This window comes from Bradyrhizobium sp. NAS80.1 (assembly GCF_001908205.1).
Classification (GTDB): Bacteria; Pseudomonadota; Alphaproteobacteria; order Rhizobiales; family Xanthobacteraceae; genus Bradyrhizobium.
Window position 1 is genome coordinate 13,529 of the sequence record NZ_LGHL01000145.1, and the last position, 18,872, is coordinate 32,400.

Consider the following 18,872-nt stretch of genomic DNA (forward strand, 5'->3'; position numbering starts at 1 on the left):
AGAAGCTTATTATCGTTTGATTGGAGCTGCGCTGCTCCGCAATGAAACATAGCTTTTAAAGATTGCTCGCGCCTCGGCCATGCGGCCGGCCTGACGCAGCGCGTGGCTGCGCAAGACCATCAAAGGCAGACGCGAAGACGGTTGCTCGTCAAGTTTGTCCAGTCTATCCAAAGCCGCCAGTGCTTCGTCACCGTGGCCCTCAGAGATGAGAGCGTAGACCAGAATGCGGAGCAGCTCGACGTTTTGAGAATGTTCGTGAGCTGCGATTCGCAGGAGAGCCAGGCTCTGTGCGCTCTGACCGCATTCAAGATGGACATAGGAAAGCGCGCAGAGCAAATCACGCTCCGTCCTAGAGATTAGCAAGACCTCACCGGCTTTTGAAACGTTTGGCGGCGGCGGTGTGAGGTGTTGCTCTTCGTCAAGCTCGGCCATCGCTAGCCTTTGATCAAGCCGTTGTGATTCTGCCGGAGCAGGATTAACCGCCGCAGCTCCAGCTGCAGAATCTCCATGTCTTCACGTGACGCCCAACCATCTGGCGCGGCCGATAGCGCATCCGCCAAACGTTCCAGAAGCACGCCCTGTTTCTCTGGGCGCAGAACATCCGAGTGACGTAGGCGCGGCGTGACGAAGGAGAGCAGGTTATCCGCGAGAGTGGGGCCGTTAAGGCAAGCAATTTCTGGGCCTGGCTTGATCTCACCGATCTGGGTGCGCGCCTCGTTGACATTGATGCGTGAAACTGGATGGACTGAGTTAAGCTCCAGCGCGGTCTCGATCGTGGCGCCAACAGCCACATCTTGCTGGTCCGTATCCTGGAAAATAGTGTGGCTCTTCCCGCCATTTGCATGCGTTCTCTCGATTTCGCTGCCCTCGGCTTTAGGAATGGTCGGCGTGGTGGTAGGTGTGTGATTGTCAACGTTCGGCCCTCGGAACGAGGCCCAAGGTTCTACCGACCGCTGGGGCAGCCTAGTCATGACACTTTCCTTCTTAGCCGCGACTGAAACCCTAATAGGGAAGAGCAACAAGCCGACCATTCCGGCTCAGCAGCACACGTCGTTCCCCAATCTCATTGACGGTCAAGCCATTGTTCAACAGGGCGCCCACGAAATACTTTTGACCAGCGATGACCAGATACGGGTCACTTCCGCGCCAAACGGCCTCGACAGCAATTGAGGGTGGCGTCTTCTCCTCCTTGATGGCTACTGCATTGACGAGAACATATGCGCCCTTACGATCGTGATCGAACCGTTCCTGGACTTCCCGCCATTTAGTGAGCGAGACGGGCGTCACCGTGCCGTCAGCAGCGACAACACCCGGCTCGGATCTGACTTTGATATTGAAAAGGCCCGCTCTATCAACTTCCTCTTGCAGCCGTTCGGCAGCTGAATCGGATGTCAATGCATCAGGAGCGTTGGGCGCCAGCTTGGGTGCAACTTTCACAGCACGGGGCAAGTCGACGTTCAAGGCAACAGCGCTGTCCGTCTGGACCAAACTGGTTGAGACTGCACCGACCGCGACAGAGCTGATCAGGACCGAGGCGAGTACGGCGGTCGATCTGAGCCGGCGTCCGATAGAGCCAGCTTGCTTAGAATCCTGTATAGACCAGCGAATGGACATCTCGCCCGTGTGAATGACGGCGGGAAGAGGGGCAATAACGTGCTCGTTCGTGGAAGTATTCTCGTGCCCCTCGACCCTGACTTCTCCAGTAAGAGGCTCGATTTGGATCGAGTTGCAATTTGGGGTGATACGAACGTGATGGCGTGCGAGGCCTTGTTCGATGAAGACCAAATCAGCATCCAGGCCGCTACCAATCAGGGTCGATCCCATGCCCACTTTGCCGGTTAGCCCGGAGTAAAGCCCCGACAGCACTTCGAAATGCACGGAGTTTGGTTCATTCACAGTCGAAAGCCTCCCGAACAGCGAAGGCTGCCGTATGGCAAAAGCCGTACGGCTCATCGCGGCTTCATCGATTACCCAGGAGCGAGAGGTGGGACGACAGCGTCGTCCCACCTCAGCCGTTACTGCACCCGCTCGTCGGCTACTTTCTTGATGGTCGTGAGGTTGGTTGAAACGACGCGAAGTTCCACATCCCTCTCAGCAGCCAGCGTGCTAGAGGCAGTCAGGGCGGCGAGCTGCCTTTGGAATGCGGCCTCTGAGGCCACGTCAGCAGCCCCGGCGCCAGCTGCCGCAGCGACAGCGCCAGCCGCCCCGGTTGCAATCGACGTATGAGATGCACCAACGTTAAAAGGCATGTTATTTCTCCTCTTTAGAATGTTGCCGCTATGAGCGGCTCCTGTTTCCGGACGGCGCAACGTGCGACGTCAGGAATTCCCCTCTGTCTCGGCCATGGTATCTTCCAAACGGGCCATTGCACCGTTTGCAAGTTGGAAAGCCGCGGCTCCGAGAGCGACGTTGAACGCTTGGCGCAAAGCGGCATCCTGCGAGCTACTGTCTGGATTAGACGTGCCGTTGACAGGATTGCTTGCACTAGCCGACCGGTTATGATCGTCATGCGGGTCACGTGTGTGCGCCCCTTTTTTTGTTGCTACGAGCCGCATGGAGGCCGGAATCAACGCGCGCAGTGGCGTTTGAACTCGGAATACGCATCGGGTTCTCCTATGTTGATTCGATCATGCCAAGGGAGGCAGTCTCCGCGATTCCATCGTGCGGGCATTAGCTTTCGACAAGCTGACGAGTTTCAGAAAATTAGTCGGTTTTGCCGGATTGAATCCGACGTGAGAACGCGCCCAAAGGTGGAGATCAGATAGTTCGTGCCAACGAAAAACCATCTTTAGGGCCGCTTGAGCTGTGCGGCCTCGTTGATCATCAAACGAACTGGTATTGGTGCCAACGACGGACTGCATTTGAGGCTGATCCTGACACGAGTGGTCGAGTACAGCGGGAGATGAACTACGAGGCGTGAACCCACTAAACAAAGTCATCGGCGGTGCGCGCGAGAAGCTCCAACATGCTGGCAAAGCTTGCGCGACCTATCGGTTGGCGGTGGGGTGCCAACCTCGCGGAGGCCGCGCAAGCTCGCCTAGCTTCTCAGGCGTGATCTGAGGCCGACGCCTCACTCTCACGAACTGTAAACGCCTGCAGCTTGCATGCCCCCGGACTCAATGCGCCCGTTTAGGTCGTTCAAATAGTTCTCCGCGTAAGACTGCGCCACCGAAACCGGCAGGCTGATGCCAGCCGTCGCGGCCTCTTGAATTGCTTGCTTCGCCAAGCCTTCGCGCATAGCTATTTTGACCTCTGGACCGGCGATACAGCCGACCGCCTGCGCCGCAAGGCTGAGACCTGCTTCTTCCAATGCTTGCTTTATGTTGCCACTTGTGATGGCGGTGTGCAGAAGATTTGCTGCTTGCGCCTCGCTCTCGAGCACCATTGACGCGAGATCGGCCAATTCGCCCAAGCCTGGGATGAAGCCAAGTACACCAACTGCCGTCGCAGCCCAGTCGAGCACGTTCGAACCCACCTTAAGCGCGTCGTCAAGCGCGTGCATGAAGGCGCCTCCGTTTTTCGTGGGTGATTTGATGTCGGGCTGGTCCTTCATGCCCATCATCATGTCCGCGACAGCAGACTGCTCGGCAGCCGTTTGAGCGACATGCGTCTTCAGCTGGTGAGCTGTTCGGTTTGCAGCTGACATGTTGTTGAACAACTGCTTGAAATCGTTGTTGCTGATGTTGCCGGAATCGACGGTATGGCCTCCGCCGAAGTCGAAGAACTTGTGGTGGGTATGATAGCCGGTGATCGCATTGTTCATTAGGCCGAAGATGAGAGGATCCGAAAGCAGCTGGGAGGCCGCCTTTCTCACGTCAGGCGCGAGACTCTTATCATCGACCATGCTCGCCAGCTTGTCCCGGGTCAGGTCACTCTTCTCGAAAAAAGCTCCTTGGTTCTTGTTGATCGTGTCTAACGTATCCAGCTCGGCTCGCGTCAGCTTCATTGATGATGAAGCAACCTGCAAGAAGTCCTCTATGTGAACTTTATCTCCCGAGCCGGCGCACAGCTTTTTCCATTCGCCGGGATGGCTGAGGAAGTATTGCGCCGCCGCGAGAACCTGAGGGGGGGGATTTGCCGGTTTTGGCCTCGCCATCGACGATCTGCTTAAAAACGGCCAGGCTCAGGTTCTTGGGCAGGTTAACGGAATACAGATAAAGCTCGCGCAATGCATCAGTCTGGGTCATGACCGATGGCTGGTCATTTCCGGCGCCGTCCGATGGAATGTAGGTATGCTCGTAGCTCTGCGCCTGCTGTCCCTGGAATGCGGCAACCTGTGAGTGATAGTTGGAAAAGCCGGAGAGATCACCTGCCTTGATCTTTCCGCCGCAGCGGCCGTCGCCTTGCGAGCCTATTGCATAGAACAGCTCCGGGTCCTGCTGCAGCGCCTCGATCGCCGCCTTGAGATCCGGCGGTGTCGAGGGATCGTTGGGCAAATCTCCGAGGGACTTCCAATCGAGCGGGCATTTGTCTTTGTGGCGGTTCAGCACCGACACAATCCGCAACTCGGCATCAGTCAGCGTGCCGCCGTTCCATGTGATCCTTGAGCTGGGTACTGGCGCGGTTGCAGTCGCAGCGGAGCTCGCAGCAGGGCTGCCCGCAGAGGGTAGCTCCGAAGCCTGCCCAAATGCAATCAGTGCGGCCCTGAGATCTGGTGGTAGGATATCCCGCACCTCCTGCGTGAGTCCCTGCGCTAATTGTTTAGCCGACTCTGCCGACGCCAGATCCTGTGGCGCGGATTGATGGCCGACGGTATCCTTCAAGGAGTAATTTGCCAGCATCGTCTCGAAGCTGGAAAGCTCCTGCGCCGACGGTAGCCCGGAAGCAAGCCCTGAGAAAGCCGCGGTTGAGGTAAGGGCTAGCGATGGGTTGGTGAGTGACATTATACATCCTATGGTGTGAGATTGCGCCACAACCGGTCATGTGGTGCAGCCCGAGATCGCGACGAAGTCGTATCGATGGGCAGAGTCCAACAGCTCCGATCAGTTGCTCCGGTTACTCAGTGCGTCCCCAGCCGTCAGTTCCGCTAGAATTTCAAAGCAACATCGTCGTCTATATTTCTCCTCCTTATGTAGGATTGACTAGCTTTCGAGAAGCTGACGACGCTCATTGCGCTCGATTTATTGCACTCAGTCGCGCGCATCCTGCCGCGGCACATCGGTAGCATCAAGAACTCGGTGGATCACTCGCATTCGCCGGTTCGCGCAAAAACGCCTGCATGATTTCGCGGCGTCCCATGGCCGATCAGCTGGACCGTCGGTACGCCAGCGCCTCCGCCACAGGACTGTTAGTGTCGGCTCCATCCAGCGTGGTGGAATCAGAGCCGTCTGCCGGCAGCGACCGGCGCTGAGTTCACGATCTGAATAACCACGCGGTCTTCCCCTGGATGACATGGATTCCGAGCATCCCTATCAGCAGCCGGCGACGTTGAAATCGTCGATAGTGTTGCGTTAGCATTCGCGCTCTGATGCACCCAGCATTAGCTCCGAAAGGCTGACAGAGCATACGGCGAGCGCACTGAGCTCCTTCGCATGTCAACCCGGGGGGGCAACTTATCTCTGACCTGGAGCAGGCGCGTGAACCACGCTGTCTTGTTGCGGCGCCGCGGATGAAAGAGGGCCCTCAGGTCGTCCACCACGAATGACCGTACTTGAAGCTCCTCGAAACAACATCAAAACCGACTCGTGCGCCGGCTTTTCCATGGTTGTGAGGTTTGGCCGCGCCTGTGCCTCCGCCACTAGGCCTTTGAGCGTTTCGTCCACGAGCGCGATAAACCGGGGCGGGCCGGAAGCGAAGACGAGACCATCTCCCGGTGCGGCTCTCACGACGTAGCGCTCGTCGGAGATGTCAAGCGAATCCAGTGCTGACTTGAACGCATTCAAAGTGATCGGATTCAAGACAAGCAGACGGCTTTGCGCCTCGTGCGCGTCGGATACGTAGAGCACAAGTCCATCGTAGTACCATTGAAGATTGTAGAGACCAGTCAAACGTTCGAGGAACTCTCGCGGTGCGAGATCCGGCATCCGCCCCCGAATCCGTCCCTTCACCTCGGGGCTGACATTGACTCGGATATTCAGATTGTTGCCGAATTCCTGCAGTGCGGCCGCGAGGTCCTGATCCAGAACCGTGTAACTATAGGGCGTCGATGGCAGCGACAGGGGAGCGCCGAGCGTCCTAACGAGACCCAAGAAAATGAAAACTCCAGCATATAGAACTGTCTTCAAGATGTGCAGCCTCGTGGCTCGTATGTGGATCAACGGTGTTTGGCGCCTGAGGGTCCGAAAAGTTGAAGTCGAAAATTCGTCGCAAATTGGAAGCCAAGCGCAATTTAATGACGGTGTTTGTGATTCTTGTCAGCTTTTTGTCAGCTCGCTTCTCTAAGGGTGCTGGGCCGTCGACGGCAACGAACAGCTAATCTCATCATGTGAGAGCAATGATTTTATCCACGAAGTTTGGTCTTATACCGATCTCTGCCAACCCTGCAGAATGTCTTTCCGAGCCCTGTTCATCAGCGCAGGCAAGGTTTCACGAGAGTCTTGCACAGACGGCTTCGAACCACGATGCGGCCTCTTCGGTGAGTGGTAGCGTGTTGGCTCCGCCAGTTTCGGAAGTTCAACGTGCCGTCACGCACTCAAGCCCGCTTGGCGACCGCGTCCTTCAGAATCTTTTTACAATGCACCGAGGCAAGCCTTTTCCTGCGAGTGCACTTCCTTCGGCTGTCGGTGGCGAGCCGGCTAGTCCGAAGAAACTCGAGTTTGGGCCGGCCGCCGTCGGCAAGCCGGAAGACGTGGATCATTTCCAATCGGCGCTGGGGAATCTGCGGGGTGCTTACGATGGTGTCATTCAGGTTTCGCTCGTCTCCAAGAGCGCCGGTGCCGTAAGTTCATCTCTGAACAAGCTGCTATCAGCGGGCTAAGCGGGCGTTGATGGCTGTTTTGGCCCAGAGAAAGAAAGGTAGCGGCGCGCTGGCGGCAAGGTGGTTTCATGTTTTTGTTCTATTTCCCCTTCTGCTCTCGTTGGCCGGTTGCAAGGCCGATCTCTATACTAAAGTTCAGGAGCGCGAAGCCAACGAGATGCTTGCTCTTCTCCTTAGCAAGGGTGTCGATGCCGTCCGTGTTGTCGCTAAGGATGGTACCAGCACGATTCAAGTCGAAGCAAAGCAACTTGCCTTTTCGATCAACCTGCTGAATGACCAGGGCTTGCCGCGCCAATCTTTCAAGAGCCTTGGGGAGGTGTTCAGGGGATCGGGACTGGTTGCCTCCCCGGTTGAGGAGCGCGCCCGCTACGTTTATGCTTTAAGCGAAGAGTTGTCGCGCACGATAAACGATATCGATGGGGTTCTTTCCGCTCGTGTGCACGTTGTTCTGCCGAAGAATGACCTTTTGCGACAAGATGCTACGCCGTCCTCGGCTTCGGTCTTTATCCGACATGATTCCAATGCGAAGCTCTCAGCTTTGCTACCCCAGATCAAGATGCTCGTCGCCAACAGCATAGAAGGGCTATCATATGACAAGGTAGCGGTCGTGTTCGTGCCGGTTGAGCGGGCTCAATATGAGCTGTCGTCTGCGCCGGCAGCTGCTTCGGGTCAATCAGGCAAGTTCGTGTCGGATCCCATTCTTGCGGTTGGTATCGGAGGGGCCGGCGCCGCGTTCGGCGTCCTATCTTACGTCCTGCTGAGCGCACGTGTGCGCCAGCTCGGTCAATCTTTTCGGAAGGTGGCAAATCTCGGCGCAGGCGCGAGTACGCGCGCGGTCCAAACCGACGGCGAAAAGCTAAACTCGGATTCGAGATAGGCGGAACGCAGTGGCCGTATTGATGACATCCACAGAACCAAATCGTTCACTCAGCCCACACTCCGTTCGCCCGCGCGAGTTTACTGCTTTGATCCATCCAAGTCGTTTTGCCGCGCGCCTTGATGCGTCGCTGTCGCCTTCCACACTGCTGCAGTTGCAGAAAACGCCCAGACTGCAGGAAAGGCTAGCCGGTTTACTGCTAGGCAGTGAACTGGTCTCGAACGGAAGTAACTGGGGAAGGGGTGTTCTGCTGGGGCATGATCCGCGCCACGTGGCACTACTTGCCGGCAGTATCTGGCATGCCCGTTCGGTGCTGAAGTTGGTGTCAAAGCATGATCTTGCTCCTCTGATCGGAAATATCGGTGCAGAAGCACATTCTTTCGCTATTCGATACCTATCCAGTGCCGTCGCAACCGAAGCGATTGTCGATCCAGAGCAACTTTCGCGAGGGATTGAACATGACGGATATGCCTGCCTTGGCGCTTGGCTCCAACAAGCGTCGGAACTTGACCGCGCGCGCGTGCTTCTCTGTTTGCCCGTCGGGACCGCCGCGGAGCGCCCAACCGCCGAACACCACAAGGCCGCAGGCCAATTGCTGTCTCTGGTGATGGCTCATCTGGCCGCGGAGACAGGGCCCGCATGACCTGGGATGACCTAGCATTGCCAGAACGCCCGCAGATACGTCCGCTGGGTCCACTCATACCAGCGTCGGAACTTGGGATCTGGTACGATGCGGTACAGACGCGCGCGCTAGCAGCGCAGTATCTACAGCAGGTTCGCAGCTGGGCAAGGAAAGCTTATCAGCGCGAGCGGGCGCGCGGCCACTCCGAAGGCCTGAAGGCAGGCTCAGACGAAATGGCGCGGCTGGTTGCCCGGGTTGCTTGTGAGGTGGCGCGGCGAAAAGCCGTGCTAGAACAGGAGTTGCCACGGCTCGTCATGGAGATCTTAGACGACCTGGTCGGCTCCTTCGATCCGGGCGAGATGTTAGTGAAGTCCGTTCGTCACGCCATCGAGCAAAGATATGGCAGCGCGGAAGTGTGTCTACATGTGTCTCCTGTGAACGCCGATGCGCTGATACGTGAGTTTGCAGCGTTCGACGGAACGCATGGTCGACCGAAAGTTCGAATTGACTCGGACCCAGCTCTGACGCCGGATCAGTGCGTGTTGTGGAGTGAGTTAGGCAATGTCGATCTAGGACTTGCCGCGCAGCTCCGCACATTGCGACTGGGCCTTGGGCCGTCTTCTCAGGAAGGCGAACCGTGACCACGCAACAAACAAGCCATGTCGGTGGGGCTGGTGAAGGAGCTGTGCACGCGGCGTTATCATCTTTGAGATCTACAGCAAAGAATGTCGATACGCGTGCCTTGCGCGGACGGATCACAAAGGCCGTCGGCACCTTGGTCCATGCCGTGTTGCCGGGGGCCCGTGTTGGGGAACTGTGTCTGTTGCAGGATCACAATACGGGATGGTCACTTGAGGCGGAAGTTATCGGTCTGCTGCCCGACGGGGTATTACTCACGCCAATTGGCGACATGGTAGGTCTGTCTAACCGCGCGGAAGTGGTGCCGACCGGGCGAATGCAGGAAGTTTCAGTCGGTCCCGATTTGCTTGGCCGTGTCATTGATAGCTTCGGCCGTCCGCTCGACGGGAAGGGTCCAATAAAGACGATTCACACTCGTCCCCTTCGCGGCAGGGCACCCAACCCCATGAGGCGGCGTGGCATTGAGCGGCCCTTTCCACTCGGTGTCCGCGTGCTAGACGGACTTCTGACGTGTGGCGAAGGTCAGCGGATCGGGATCTATGGAGACGCTGGTTGCGGCAAGTCGACGCTGATGTCGCAAATTGTCAAAGGCGCGGCCGCCGACGTGATCGTAGTTGCGCTTATAGGAGAGCGCGGACGTGAGGTGCGTGAATTCATTGAGCGCCATATTGGCGATGCGATCGGTCGTACGATCGCTGTCGTTGAGACTTCCGACCGGTCAGCAATGGAGCGTGCCCAATGTGCTCATATGGCGACGGCTGTCGCCGAGTACTTTCGTGATCAGGGACTGCGTGTCGTTCTCGTAATGGATTCGCTGACGCGCTTTAGCCGCGCGATGCGTGAAATAGGCCTTGCCGCGGGAGAACCTCCGACGCGGCGCGGCTTCCCTCCCTCCGTCTTTGCGCTGCTGCCGGGTCTATTGGAGCGTGCCGGTATGGGCGAGAACGGCTCGATCACGGCCTTCTATACCGTGCTTGTCGAAGGTGACGGCACAGGCGATCCAATCGCCGAAGAGTCACGCGGTATTCTCGATGGTCATATCATCCTTTCACGCGCACTCGCCTCGCGAGAGCATTTCCCCGCCATCGACGTGCTATCGAGCCGAAGTCGCGTGATGGATGCGGTCGTCTCTGTGCCACATCGCAAGGCCGCCTCCTTCTTTCGAGATCTACTCTCGCGCTATGATGAAGCCGAGTTCTTAATCAACGTCGGTGAATACAAGCAAGGGGGGGGATCCGCTGAGTGACCGAGCAATCGCCTCAATCGAGGAGTTGCGGAATTTCTTGCGTCAGGGGCAGGATGAGTCGTCCACTTTTGAGGAGACCGTCACATGGATGTCGCTTCTGACCGAGTGAATCCTATCCAAGCGTCGAAACTGCGGTTCGTGAAGGACATGAGGGAGCGAAGCGCGCTTCGCCTATTATCCGATATGGAAGCCAAACGCCAGATCGCGGTTGAATCGGTGGAGCGAGCCTCCAAGAATCTTGCAAGCGCCGAGAAACGCCGCGCAAGTCTCGAAGCTGAACTTTATCTGGAACTGGCATCGTCTGATACGATGTGCGTCACCGAACTCGATCGTCGGTGCCATCTCGTCATTGGGCGTCTCACGGCCGAGATCGCATTGGCGCGTCAGGCGCTTGAGCAGGCGCACATCGCTCAAGAGCACGCCCAGGCCGCGGTGGTTGAGATGCGGGCTGTGTGGGCCAAGCGGTCGGCGGCGAGCCGGAAATGGCAGCAGATTGAGAGCGATGTTCAGCGCAGGACCAATGCTCGTGCGGAGTTCGCAGCTGAAATCGAAACGGACGATGAGGTCTTGCTCCGGCATAAGAGCGGATTGCGCAGTCAGGCGGCCGGCGATTCAATCCCCGGCGATTCAATCTAATGGCTGCTTCTCGTATGCCGGAGCGAACTTCCGGTTCAGTGGAAATGAGTGCGGATAAGGGTGAACCCGCACTATTCGATCCCCCGGTAAGATTGTCGCATGCCGTGGTCTCGTGGCTGAATGAGATCGCCGCTCGACGCACGGTTCTGAAGAGCCGCCTTGGCGATATGCAGGTATCGATGCGTATGAACCGGCTTGTCTGGCAGGCACAGCCACCGGCCGCGTCCATGCTTGACTGCTTATTTCGCGTCGGAGCCGAAAAGGCCGTCCTGTCGTTGGCCCGCCCGCTGGTGGAGGCACTGATCTCGACAGTGCAGCATGGCCTTAGTCTACCTTCGGATCCAGCCCGCTCTCTCGTCCTCGAATTTGCGCTGGAACCGTGGCTCGCACAACTAGAGAACTTGTTAGCACGGGATTTGCAAGTTATCCGCGTCGACGAAGCAATGACGCAAGGCCATTATCTGGAACTCGACATCGACTACGGGTCGCTCACGAGCAAGGCGCGCCTTTTCCTATTCTCGTCTCTTGACGGTCCGGTTGCGCCTGCATTCAGCGCGTTAGGCGAGTTGCTTGGCCAATTGCCCCGACAGATGCGCAAGCTTTTTCCGGAATTGCCTATCATGGTTGCCGAAGAGATTGGCTCGCTGTGCGTGCCCGTTGGGCTAGTTCGCCAAGCACAAGCTGGAGATGCGCTGGTGCCGGACGTCATTCCCCTTGCACGCGGCCAGGTCATCCTCACCGCCGGCAAATTGTGGGCCCCGGCCGAGGTTGCTGACGACAGGCTGATACTGCGGGGGCCGTTCCGCCTGCAACCACACCCTTTGAAGAGTGCATTTATGACGACACGAGCCCAAGCACAGCCATCGACCTCGCTCTCGGAAACTGACGTTGACAGTATTGAGATTACGCTTGTGTTCGAATGCGGCCGCTGGCCTATTCCGCTGGGTACGTTGAGAAATATCAACGAAGGGCATGTGTTCGAGCTTGGCCGCTCCCTTGACGGTCCGGTCGACATTGTTGCCAATGGCCGATTGATCGGTCATGGCGACATCGTGCGTGTCGGCGAGGAATTGGCTATCAGGCTACGTGGCAGGTTGGCGGTCAATGACTGACATTCAGCCGAGCGTCCTTGCGCTTCTTGCACTTACAGTCGGTCTCGGTCTGCTGGCTTTCGCAGTCGTTACAACGACCGCGTTCTTAAAGGTATCCGTCGTTCTCTTCCTCGTGCGTAACGCGCTCGGGACCCAGTCCATACCTCCGAACATCGTTCTGTATGGTGCTGCATTGATTCTTACCGTCTTCATTGGTGCTCCAGTGTTTGAGCAGATTTACAACCGCGTTACCGACCCGCAACTTCACTACCAAACTCTCGATGACTGGGCGACAGCCGCCAAGGAGGGGAGCGAGCCGCTGCGCGCTCACCTGCAAAAGTTCACCTCTGAGGAGCAGCGCACGTTTTTCCTCTCTTCCACAGAACATGTCTGGTCAGAGGAGATGCGCGGCAAGGCGACAGCGGATGATTTTGCGATCCTTGTACCGTCCTTTCTGATCTCGGAACTTAAGCGTGCCTTTGAAATCGGATTCCTACTCTATCTTCCATTCATCACGATTGATCTGATCGTAACGACGATCTTGATGGCCATGGGCATGTCAATGGTGTCGCCCACAATGATATCTGTTCCTTTTAAGCTCTTTCTGTTCGTCACGATCGACGGATGGTCGCGGCTCATGCATGGGTTGGTCTTAAGTTACGCCACCTCCGGAGGTTAGTATGGACGAAGCCAGCATTCTCGCTCATCTGAGCCGATCCCTCGTCCTATTCATGATCTGGGTTTTGCCACCACTCCTAGCAGCTCTTGTGGCCGGATTGGGTGTTGGCATCATCCAAGCGGCAACGCAGCTCCAGGATCAAACCTTGCCTCTTACCGTGAAACTCCTCGTCGTCGTCGCCGTGCTCGTTCTATTTTCCCCAGTGCTGAGCGCTCCCCTTATCGAACAAGCCCAGCAGATTTTCGCTGAGTTCCCCGCTCTCACATCGAGGTATTAGTGCGGAATGCGAGGGTAAGTTCTTGGAGAAAAAAACCGCCCATCGGCATCACCGCTGAACGACTAACAGGGAGTTCGTAAGCTTATCGAGCGGTAGCCTCAAGCATTAGAGTATGAGGAAAGTTGGCGCAGGACCGCGGTCCGGCCGGTGCTCTCGTAAAGGGCTACGGCGCCGCCGATCGTCTCCGGCCTTGTCACGTCAAACGTCATGGCGCAGCGAGCGGAGCTGCTTGGATTGGCTGAAGCGTACTAGCACCTCAAATGAATGGCTTGTCACCTACCGAGACACTAACTTTAATCCAGACAGCGCTCGAGTTCGTCGTTGCAGCCGGCCTTGGTGCGGCCCGGGCCCTTGGCATTATGTTGGTGCTTCCCGTATTTACGCGTCCGCACATTAGCGGGATGATCCGCGCGAGCTTGACGATCGTGATTGGACTGCCATGCCTTGCGCACATAAAGGCCGGCCTGCAAACGCTAGATCCGGCCACCCGTATGATCGCCGTCGCTCTCCTCGGTCTCAAGGAGATATTTATCGGCCTGCTTTTCGGGATGTTACTGAGTATACCCTTATGGAGCATACAGGCAGTTGGCGAGATCATCGACAGCCAGCGAGGTGTTTCGAACCAGCTCGACGATCCTGCGACACGCAGCCAAGCCTCGGCCACCGGTCTTTTTCTTGGCACTGCTGCGGTTACAATTTTCGTTCTCTCCGGAGGTCTGCAGACGATGGTCAAATGCCTCTATGGCAGCTATCTGATCTGGCCTGTGTATCGGCTACTACCTTCACTGAGCCTCCAAGGCGCAATGGAATTTGTAGCGGTTCTCGATCATATCATGCACACGACCCTGCTGGTCTCGGGACCCGTGCTGGCTCCGCTGCTCCTGATTGAGGTATCTCTCCTATTGCTCGGGCGCTTTGCCCCGCAGATCAAGCTGAACGATCTCTCCGCCATCATAAAGAATATCGCCTTTGGCGTCGTCATGGTCAGCTACGCCGTCTTCCTCATTGAATATATGGAAGCGGAGATTATCCAGTTCTACGGCGTGCTGGAGTGGCTCGAGAAATTCTTCAAATGAACGACTCGGGCGAAGAGAAGAAGCTTCCGCCAACTCCTAAGAAGCTACGTCAGGCGCGCAAGAAAGGACAGGTCCCGCGCAGCGCTGACTTTGTGAGCGCGCTCAGCATCTGCGCGGGGTTCAGCTGCCTATGCCTCAAAGCGGGCGCGATCGAAGTCGCATGGCATGAAGGGGTGCAGCTCGTCGACAAGTTGCAGGGGCAGCCATTCAATAGCGCGGTTCAGCAGGCATTGGTCGGGTTGATCGAACTTTCGATGATCAGCGTTGCCCCAATCATCGGAGCGGCCGTGGGTGCTGGCATCCTCGCCAGTTTCTTGGCGACTGGTGGGCTGACGTTCTCGGTGGAGCCGCTGAAACCAAGCCTTGAAAAATTGGATCCTATCAAAGGGCTGAAACGGCTTTTCTCTCAGAGATCGCTTGTCGAGCTTGGTAAGTCGCTGATCAAGGTGTTCGTTCTCGGCGTAACTCTTTTTTTCACCGCAACCGCGAGTTGGAAGGCACTGGTATACTTGCCTATCTGCGGTTTGGGTTGTTTTGGTTTTGTCTTCAAAGCGTTCAAATTCGTGATCGAGATCGCTGCCGGTGCCTTTCTGATCGGCGGCTTGACCGATCTGCTAATTCAGCGCTGGTTATTTACGCGTGACATGCGCATGACACACAGCGAAGCAAAGCGCGAAACTAAGGAACAGGAAGGCAATCCGCAGATAAGGGGTGAACACCGTCGGCTCCGTCGCGAGTCGGTGAACGAGGCGCCGCTCGGCATCCAGCGCGCCACATTAATACTGACAGGCCCGGCGGCATTGATCGGGCTGCGCTACATTCGTGGGGAGACCGGAGTTCCGGTATTGGTGTGCCGCGGCGAGGGTGAATCTGCGTCGCGGTTGCTTGATCAGGCGCGGGCGTTGCATCTGAGCGTTATCCAGGACCCCGTTTTAACGCGGCAGCTGGTCCGAAAGGCTACGATGGGGAAGGCCGTGCCGATGGAGTGTTTTGAGAGAGTTGCTCGGGCGGTCTTTGCCGGAGGCCTGGCCTAGCTTCGCGCAAAGTCGATGCGCTCGGGCCGTTTCAGTCAAGACAAGACCCAAATCACTGGTCTGGCTTGCACGCGGCGCGATCTGAAACTAACACGAGGAAACGGTGGCTGCTGTGGCGGCTCATCCGTTTAGCGCAAGATTATCGGAATCGCGACGGCGTCACCTGATGCTCATTCTAACCTCGGGGCACGAGCCCGCTCATTGGGCTTCTGGCGAAACCCTGGTGTGATTGTCATCTTCCGAGTTGCTCTTGTTGCCCGGCGTGAGGCTTCCGCGTGCGGTAAGGGGAGCTACCGCACGATCACCGCCGGTTGGCATGACAGCTTTATTCTCCAACAAGTCGCCGGGATCGTTGAGCATGACTCCAAGGTTACTCCGGGTAGAGCAGCCAAGCGTTGGATTAAAAGAATTGTCGTCCACTGAAGGGCCGACGATTGAAAAGGATGGACAGAGCGGAGGATGTGCTTCGTAGATGATTGCCTCGACTCGGACGCCGAAATGGGAAGGCAGACCTACCGGCGAAGCTGATAGGCGAATATTATAAGGGGGAACGCCCATCGCGCGGGCCTCATGGGCCACTTCAGCAACGAGCCGAGGTGAGCCACTGACGTCCATATGGAGTGCATCCCGCCGACCTCGGCTGGCGTTCGCAACGAAATCCCGCAGACCATACCTCTCGGCCCGACGAAGCCTCTGTAGTACCAAGACACTGGTCTTCTGCTCCACCTGGATCGCTTGCTCAGTCCGCCCAGAATAGATCGCAGCATCATGAGTGCATCCGCCTACGGTTGTCGCAATAGCGATCAGGTGGCCCAGGTTTCGCAAGCTCATTCGCGATCCTCATTTGATAATAAAGCCGGCTCCGCCACTCGCGCCTGGTTCGGTGCGGAGAGGGTGCGGCCTCGCGGCGGACTTGCCAACGTATTCGTCAAAGTGCGCCCCGCGTCTGAGGGCGGTCGGATCCGGTCAGTCGGCGCGCTTATCTTGCCCGCTGACGATGCTGGCCTTACGATGTAGGGGGTAACAATGATGACGAGCTCCGTCTCCTGCTTCTGAAAGGAGGAGGACCGAAACAGCGCACCCAGGATCGGGACATCGCCTAGCCCAGGAAACGTGCTGATGTCGGTGTTGAAATTGCGCCTGATCAGTCCTCCGATTGCAAAGCTTTGACCGCTGGCAAGCTCGACGACAGTACTGGCACGTCGTGTGGAGAGACCTGGCAGAGACATTCCGTTGATGCTGACTTCACCTTCTTTCGATAACTCGCTGACTTCAGGCTTCACCCGGATATTGATCTGATTGTTGCTGAGAACAGTCGGAACGAACTCGAGGCTGATTCCGAATTGACGGAATTGAACCGAGACTTGCCGATTGTCCTGCATGACCGGAATTGGAAATTCGCCGCCTGCCAGGAAACTTGCTGGTTCGCCGGACATCGCGGTAAGATTTGGTTCCGCCAGTACTGACGCGAGGTGCTCGTTGGCGAGTGCGTCAAGAACAGCACTGACGTTCAGACTGCCAACGCCAAATCCGATACTTGCCGTGCCGCCGCCCTGACTCGCACCGGAACCGCCAGGTTTGCCACTGCTAAATCCGAAAACGACCGCGCCGTTTTGACCCGATGCAGAGAGGCTGAGACCAAGCTCCTTCATGGCGCTGCGCGAGACCTCGGCCACGCGCACGCTCAGATTAACCTGTAATGATCCGGCCACCTGAACCTTATTGACGACCAGCGCGCCCGCACCCAGAAACTGCTCGGTCATCTTCTTGGCGCGCTCGACGACGTCGGCACTGGGCGCTGTCCCGCTAAGAATAGCGCCGCGCGGCGTATAGGTGACTTGGATCGCATAGTCTCCGAGCTCGGCCTTCAGCGCGGCACGCAGATCCTCGACAGGTTGGGTGACGACAACACGAAACTCGGCTAATGCCTCTCCATTGTCGTTCAATGCGAACAGACTGGTCCGTCCCGGCGTTTTTCCAAAGACGAAGATGGTCGTGTTCGACGGCGCCTGGTAGTCGGCTATCGTCGGGTCGGCAACAAATATGCTGGCCGCGGGCGCCGGAAGATGAACGGTCTTGCCCTGAGAGGAGGAAAGATTCAAGGTTCCGTTAAGGCTGTCAGCCGTCGCGCGGGGCGCCCCCTGACTAGCATCCCGCCTTATCTGAGCGGCGGCGGTGAGGGGACATACGAGAGCGACCGTACAAAGGGCATACAGAAGATACGGCAAAATGGCAGACGTGACGGCGCTCGGCCGTGTTCTGCTACAAGGATCAAGCGTGGACTTCAAGGGAGCTTCGTTTTCAAGTTTGATCGGCTAGGCAGCGGATCGCTCTTCAGTTCAAGCGCGTAGCCGACGCCGCGCGCGGTTTTGACCCGTAGCGTCGCGCCCGACTTGCTCAAATGTGTGCGCAAGCGATAGATCGCGACTTCTAAGGCATTGGTCGAGACTTCGTCGTCAAACGCATAGAGGCCTTCCTCCAGTGACGCTCGCGGCACGGTGCGGCCTGCTCGGCTGAGCAGATGTTCAAGAATACAGACTTCGCGGCGCGCAATTCTTAAAGGGCTACCGCCAACTGAGACTTGCCGGCCGATCGGATCGAAATTTAGGTTGCCGAAGGTAACGACAGGTGCCGTCATTTGCATCGATCGTCGCAAGATGGCGCGCATGCGAGCAACGAGCTCATCGAGAGACACCGGCTTAGGCAGGAAATCGTCGGCACCACCATTGAATATCGCAATCCGGGTGCCGAGATCGTTGAGGCTGCTCATCATCATGGCGGGCATCGAACATCCTTCGCGTCTCAACTGTTTCAGCCAGTCCAACCCATTTCCATCCGGCAGAACCAATTCGAGCAAGAGAATGTGATAGCTGGCGCAACCTATCGCGGTCTCCGCTTCGTCAAGGGTGTGGATTACGTCAACTGCAAAACCGCGAACCAACAGCGTTTCCTTGGCGGCTCGCACAAAGGCCGCATCGCGATCTACCAGGAGAATTCGCATTCATCGCCTATCGTACGACTGCGCCAAGACCTGAGCGCATTACGATCGACAACGAACTCCGGTGAAACCACCACGTGCTCGAGCAGGTCGGGTTGGCGAGCAGCTGACTGAAGGGAGAATCGAATCGCACGAGCTCCTGATTGCTCCTTCTAGAGAACGGTGATGACTTATGGGGCTTCAGGTAAGATCGGCAAAATCCATTGTTTTTATGATAGGTATCCAACTTGCGAATGGCTCGTAGCGCGATGCACTGAGTAGGCGTGCAGGATGAGGATCACCGAACAACCGCGGCTTCGGCGCAAGTCGATGACGTCAAGCAATGGATTCCCGTCCATCACAAGCAATACCAAATGGAGAGGTAGCAACGCTCCGATGCTTCAGTGTGAAGCGTCGGATAACAGAACCTCGAGCATCGTCGCTGATGCGCTAGTTGGGGGCCGCAGCCCGAATCGTGCGTCCGAGGTCTGCGGCTATGGACTCAGGCCGTCTTGTTGGATCACTGGTTCGGGCCTCTCGTCCGCGTTCCACATCGGCCAGATCGGGGAGCCGCAGTAATCGAATCGCCGGCGCAGGGCGATAGCCGTGAGGTCGGAGGCGCACATCGTCGGCCCCAATCTCCAGGCCACAATGTCGCGCGAGAAGTCGTCGAGCACGGTCGACAGATAATACCAGCCCCAGCCGGTGATCTTGAGGTAGGTGAAGTCGGTCTGCCAAAGCTGATTGATGGCGGTGGTCTTGTCCTTGAACTCGTCCGCGGCCTTGATCACCACATAGGCCG

The 18,872-nt window shown here is 57.3% G+C and carries 16 protein-coding genes and 4 pseudogenes; 11 read left to right on the forward strand and 9 right to left on the reverse strand.

All coding sequences use genetic code 11. From position 1 onward, the window contains the following. Window positions 1-9 precede the first annotated feature (9 nt). The 5 genes and pseudogenes from sctY to AC629_RS30205 all read right to left on the reverse strand — a co-directional run bounded on the left by sctY (window position 10) and on the right by AC629_RS30205 (window position 6,188). The gene (gene sctY / locus AC629_RS30180; RefSeq protein ID WP_084808488.1) at window positions 10-432 is read right to left on the reverse strand and encodes a type III secretion apparatus assembly chaperone SctY; all 423 of its coding nucleotides are present in this window, start codon (window positions 430-432) and stop codon (window positions 10-12) included. Between the two features lie 2 nt (window positions 433-434). Beyond that, window positions 435-971 (reverse strand): hypothetical protein, encoded by a 537-nt coding sequence (locus AC629_RS30185; protein WP_074119431.1) that lies wholly within the window; start codon window positions 969-971, stop codon window positions 435-437. A 31-nt stretch (window positions 972-1,002) separates the two neighbouring features. Beyond that, on the reverse strand, window positions 1,003-1,953 hold the full coding sequence (locus tag AC629_RS30190; protein ID WP_245332042.1) for a SctD/MshK family protein: 951 nt from the start codon (window positions 1,951-1,953) through the stop codon (window positions 1,003-1,005). Between the two features lie 1,123 nt (window positions 1,954-3,076). Then, a pseudogene (locus tag AC629_RS50745) lies at window positions 3,077-4,781 on the reverse strand (HrpF/NolX family T3SS translocon protein). A 771-nt stretch (window positions 4,782-5,552) separates the two neighbouring features. Next, a complete protein-coding gene (locus AC629_RS30205) occupies window positions 5,553-6,188 on the reverse strand; it encodes a nodulation protein NolW (RefSeq protein WP_283848206.1) in 636 nt (211 codons plus the stop codon). A gap of 245 nt (window positions 6,189-6,433) precedes the next feature. Here AC629_RS30205 and AC629_RS47160 point away from each other — a divergent pair, with 245 nt between their 5' ends. The 11 genes and pseudogenes from AC629_RS47160 (at window position 6,434) to AC629_RS30260 (ending at window position 15,093) form a co-directional block, all read left to right on the forward strand. Then, complete coding sequence (locus AC629_RS47160) at window positions 6,434-6,916, forward strand: nodulation protein NolB (RefSeq protein WP_168195612.1); 483 nt, start codon at window positions 6,434-6,436, stop codon at window positions 6,914-6,916. A 10-nt stretch (window positions 6,917-6,926) separates the two neighbouring features. Beyond that, window positions 6,927-7,793 carry a type III secretion system inner membrane ring lipoprotein SctJ gene (gene sctJ, locus AC629_RS30215; protein ID WP_084808490.1) on the forward strand — a complete coding sequence of 289 codons (867 nt, stop codon included), beginning with the start codon at window positions 6,927-6,929 and terminating at the stop codon, window positions 7,791-7,793. 10 nt (window positions 7,794-7,803) lie between these two features. Then, window positions 7,804-8,436 (forward strand): nodulation protein NolU, encoded by a 633-nt coding sequence (locus tag AC629_RS30220; RefSeq protein WP_283848207.1) that lies wholly within the window; start codon window positions 7,804-7,806, stop codon window positions 8,434-8,436. Continuing rightward, window positions 8,433-9,056 carry a type III secretion system stator protein SctL gene (gene sctL, locus AC629_RS30225; protein ID WP_084808492.1) on the forward strand — a complete coding sequence of 208 codons (624 nt, stop codon included), beginning with the start codon at window positions 8,433-8,435 and terminating at the stop codon, window positions 9,054-9,056. The genes AC629_RS30220 and sctL overlap by 4 nt, the downstream gene beginning before the upstream one ends. Next, window positions 9,053-10,409 (forward strand): annotated as a pseudogene (sctN, locus tag AC629_RS30230) (type III secretion system ATPase SctN). The gene sctL and the pseudogene sctN overlap by 4 nt, the downstream one beginning before the upstream one ends. Continuing rightward, complete coding sequence (locus tag AC629_RS30235) at window positions 10,385-10,936, forward strand: hypothetical protein (protein ID WP_084808500.1); 552 nt, start codon at window positions 10,385-10,387, stop codon at window positions 10,934-10,936. The pseudogene sctN and the gene AC629_RS30235 overlap by 25 nt, the downstream one beginning before the upstream one ends. Then, window positions 10,936-12,048 (forward strand): type III secretion system cytoplasmic ring protein SctQ, encoded by a 1,113-nt coding sequence (gene sctQ / locus AC629_RS30240; protein WP_245332043.1) that lies wholly within the window; start codon window positions 10,936-10,938, stop codon window positions 12,046-12,048. Before AC629_RS30235 ends, sctQ begins: the two co-directional genes overlap by 1 nt. Next, complete coding sequence (gene sctR, locus AC629_RS30245; protein ID WP_084808493.1) at window positions 12,041-12,706, forward strand: type III secretion system export apparatus subunit SctR; 666 nt, start codon at window positions 12,041-12,043, stop codon at window positions 12,704-12,706. The genes sctQ and sctR overlap by 8 nt, the downstream gene beginning before the upstream one ends. Window position 12,707: 1 nt before the next feature. Further along, entirely contained in the window at window positions 12,708-12,983 is a 276-nt protein-coding gene (locus AC629_RS30250; RefSeq protein WP_084808494.1) for an EscS/YscS/HrcS family type III secretion system export apparatus protein, read from the forward strand. Window positions 12,984-13,243: 260 nt separating this feature from the next. Beyond that, window positions 13,244-14,059: a type III secretion system export apparatus subunit SctT gene (gene sctT / locus AC629_RS30255; RefSeq protein ID WP_074123542.1), complete on the forward strand. Its 816-nt coding sequence runs from the start codon at window positions 13,244-13,246 to the stop codon at window positions 14,057-14,059. After that, window positions 14,056-15,093, forward strand: coding sequence for an EscU/YscU/HrcU family type III secretion system export apparatus switch protein (locus AC629_RS30260; protein WP_084808495.1), 1,038 nt, complete (start codon window positions 14,056-14,058; stop codon window positions 15,091-15,093). Before sctT ends, AC629_RS30260 begins: the two co-directional genes overlap by 4 nt. 198 nt (window positions 15,094-15,291) lie before the next feature. Here AC629_RS30260 and AC629_RS30265 read toward each other — a convergent pair whose 3' ends face one another. The 4 genes and pseudogenes from AC629_RS30265 to AC629_RS30280 all read right to left on the reverse strand — a co-directional run. Further along, window positions 15,292-15,924 (reverse strand): CpaD family pilus assembly lipoprotein, encoded by a 633-nt coding sequence (locus AC629_RS30265; protein WP_084808496.1) that lies wholly within the window; start codon window positions 15,922-15,924, stop codon window positions 15,292-15,294. A gap of 9 nt (window positions 15,925-15,933) precedes the next feature. Then, window positions 15,934-17,381, reverse strand: a pseudogene (locus AC629_RS30270) (type II and III secretion system protein family protein). Next, entirely contained in the window at window positions 17,378-18,094 is a 717-nt protein-coding gene (locus tag AC629_RS30275; protein WP_074123539.1) for a response regulator, read from the reverse strand. Before AC629_RS30275 ends, AC629_RS30270 begins: the two are co-directional and overlap by 4 nt. Window positions 18,095-18,672: 578 nt before the next feature. Further along, window positions 18,673-18,872 (reverse strand): annotated as a pseudogene (locus AC629_RS30280) (DDE-type integrase/transposase/recombinase); the annotation flags it as partial.

Coding starts and splice junctions, on each gene's coding strand:
- sctY (WP_084808488.1), bottom strand. CDS start 432: ATGGCCGAGCTTGACGAAGAGCAACACCTCACACCGCCGCCGCCAAAC.
- AC629_RS30185 (WP_074119431.1), bottom strand. CDS start 971: ATGACTAGGCTGCCCCAGCGGTCGGTAGAACCTTGGGCCTCGTTCCGA.
- AC629_RS30190 (WP_245332042.1), bottom strand. CDS start 1,953: ATGAGCCGTACGGCTTTTGCCATACGGCAGCCTTCGCTGTTCGGGAGG.
- AC629_RS47160 (WP_168195612.1), top strand. CDS start 6,434: ATGATTTTATCCACGAAGTTTGGTCTTATACCGATCTCTGCCAACCCT.
- sctJ (WP_084808490.1), top strand. CDS start 6,927: ATGGCTGTTTTGGCCCAGAGAAAGAAAGGTAGCGGCGCGCTGGCGGCA.
- sctL (WP_084808492.1), top strand. CDS start 8,433: ATGACCTGGGATGACCTAGCATTGCCAGAACGCCCGCAGATACGTCCG.
- AC629_RS30235 (WP_084808500.1), top strand. CDS start 10,385: ATGGATGTCGCTTCTGACCGAGTGAATCCTATCCAAGCGTCGAAACTG.
- sctQ (WP_245332043.1), top strand. CDS start 10,936: ATGGCTGCTTCTCGTATGCCGGAGCGAACTTCCGGTTCAGTGGAAATG.
- sctR (WP_084808493.1), top strand. CDS start 12,041: ATGACTGACATTCAGCCGAGCGTCCTTGCGCTTCTTGCACTTACAGTC.
- AC629_RS30250 (WP_084808494.1), top strand. CDS start 12,708: ATGGACGAAGCCAGCATTCTCGCTCATCTGAGCCGATCCCTCGTCCTA.
- sctT (WP_074123542.1), top strand. CDS start 13,244: ATGAATGGCTTGTCACCTACCGAGACACTAACTTTAATCCAGACAGCG.
- AC629_RS30260 (WP_084808495.1), top strand. CDS start 14,056: ATGAACGACTCGGGCGAAGAGAAGAAGCTTCCGCCAACTCCTAAGAAG.
- AC629_RS30265 (WP_084808496.1), bottom strand. CDS start 15,924: ATGAGCTTGCGAAACCTGGGCCACCTGATCGCTATTGCGACAACCGTA.
- AC629_RS30275 (WP_074123539.1), bottom strand. CDS start 18,094: ATGCGAATTCTCCTGGTAGATCGCGATGCGGCCTTTGTGCGAGCCGCC.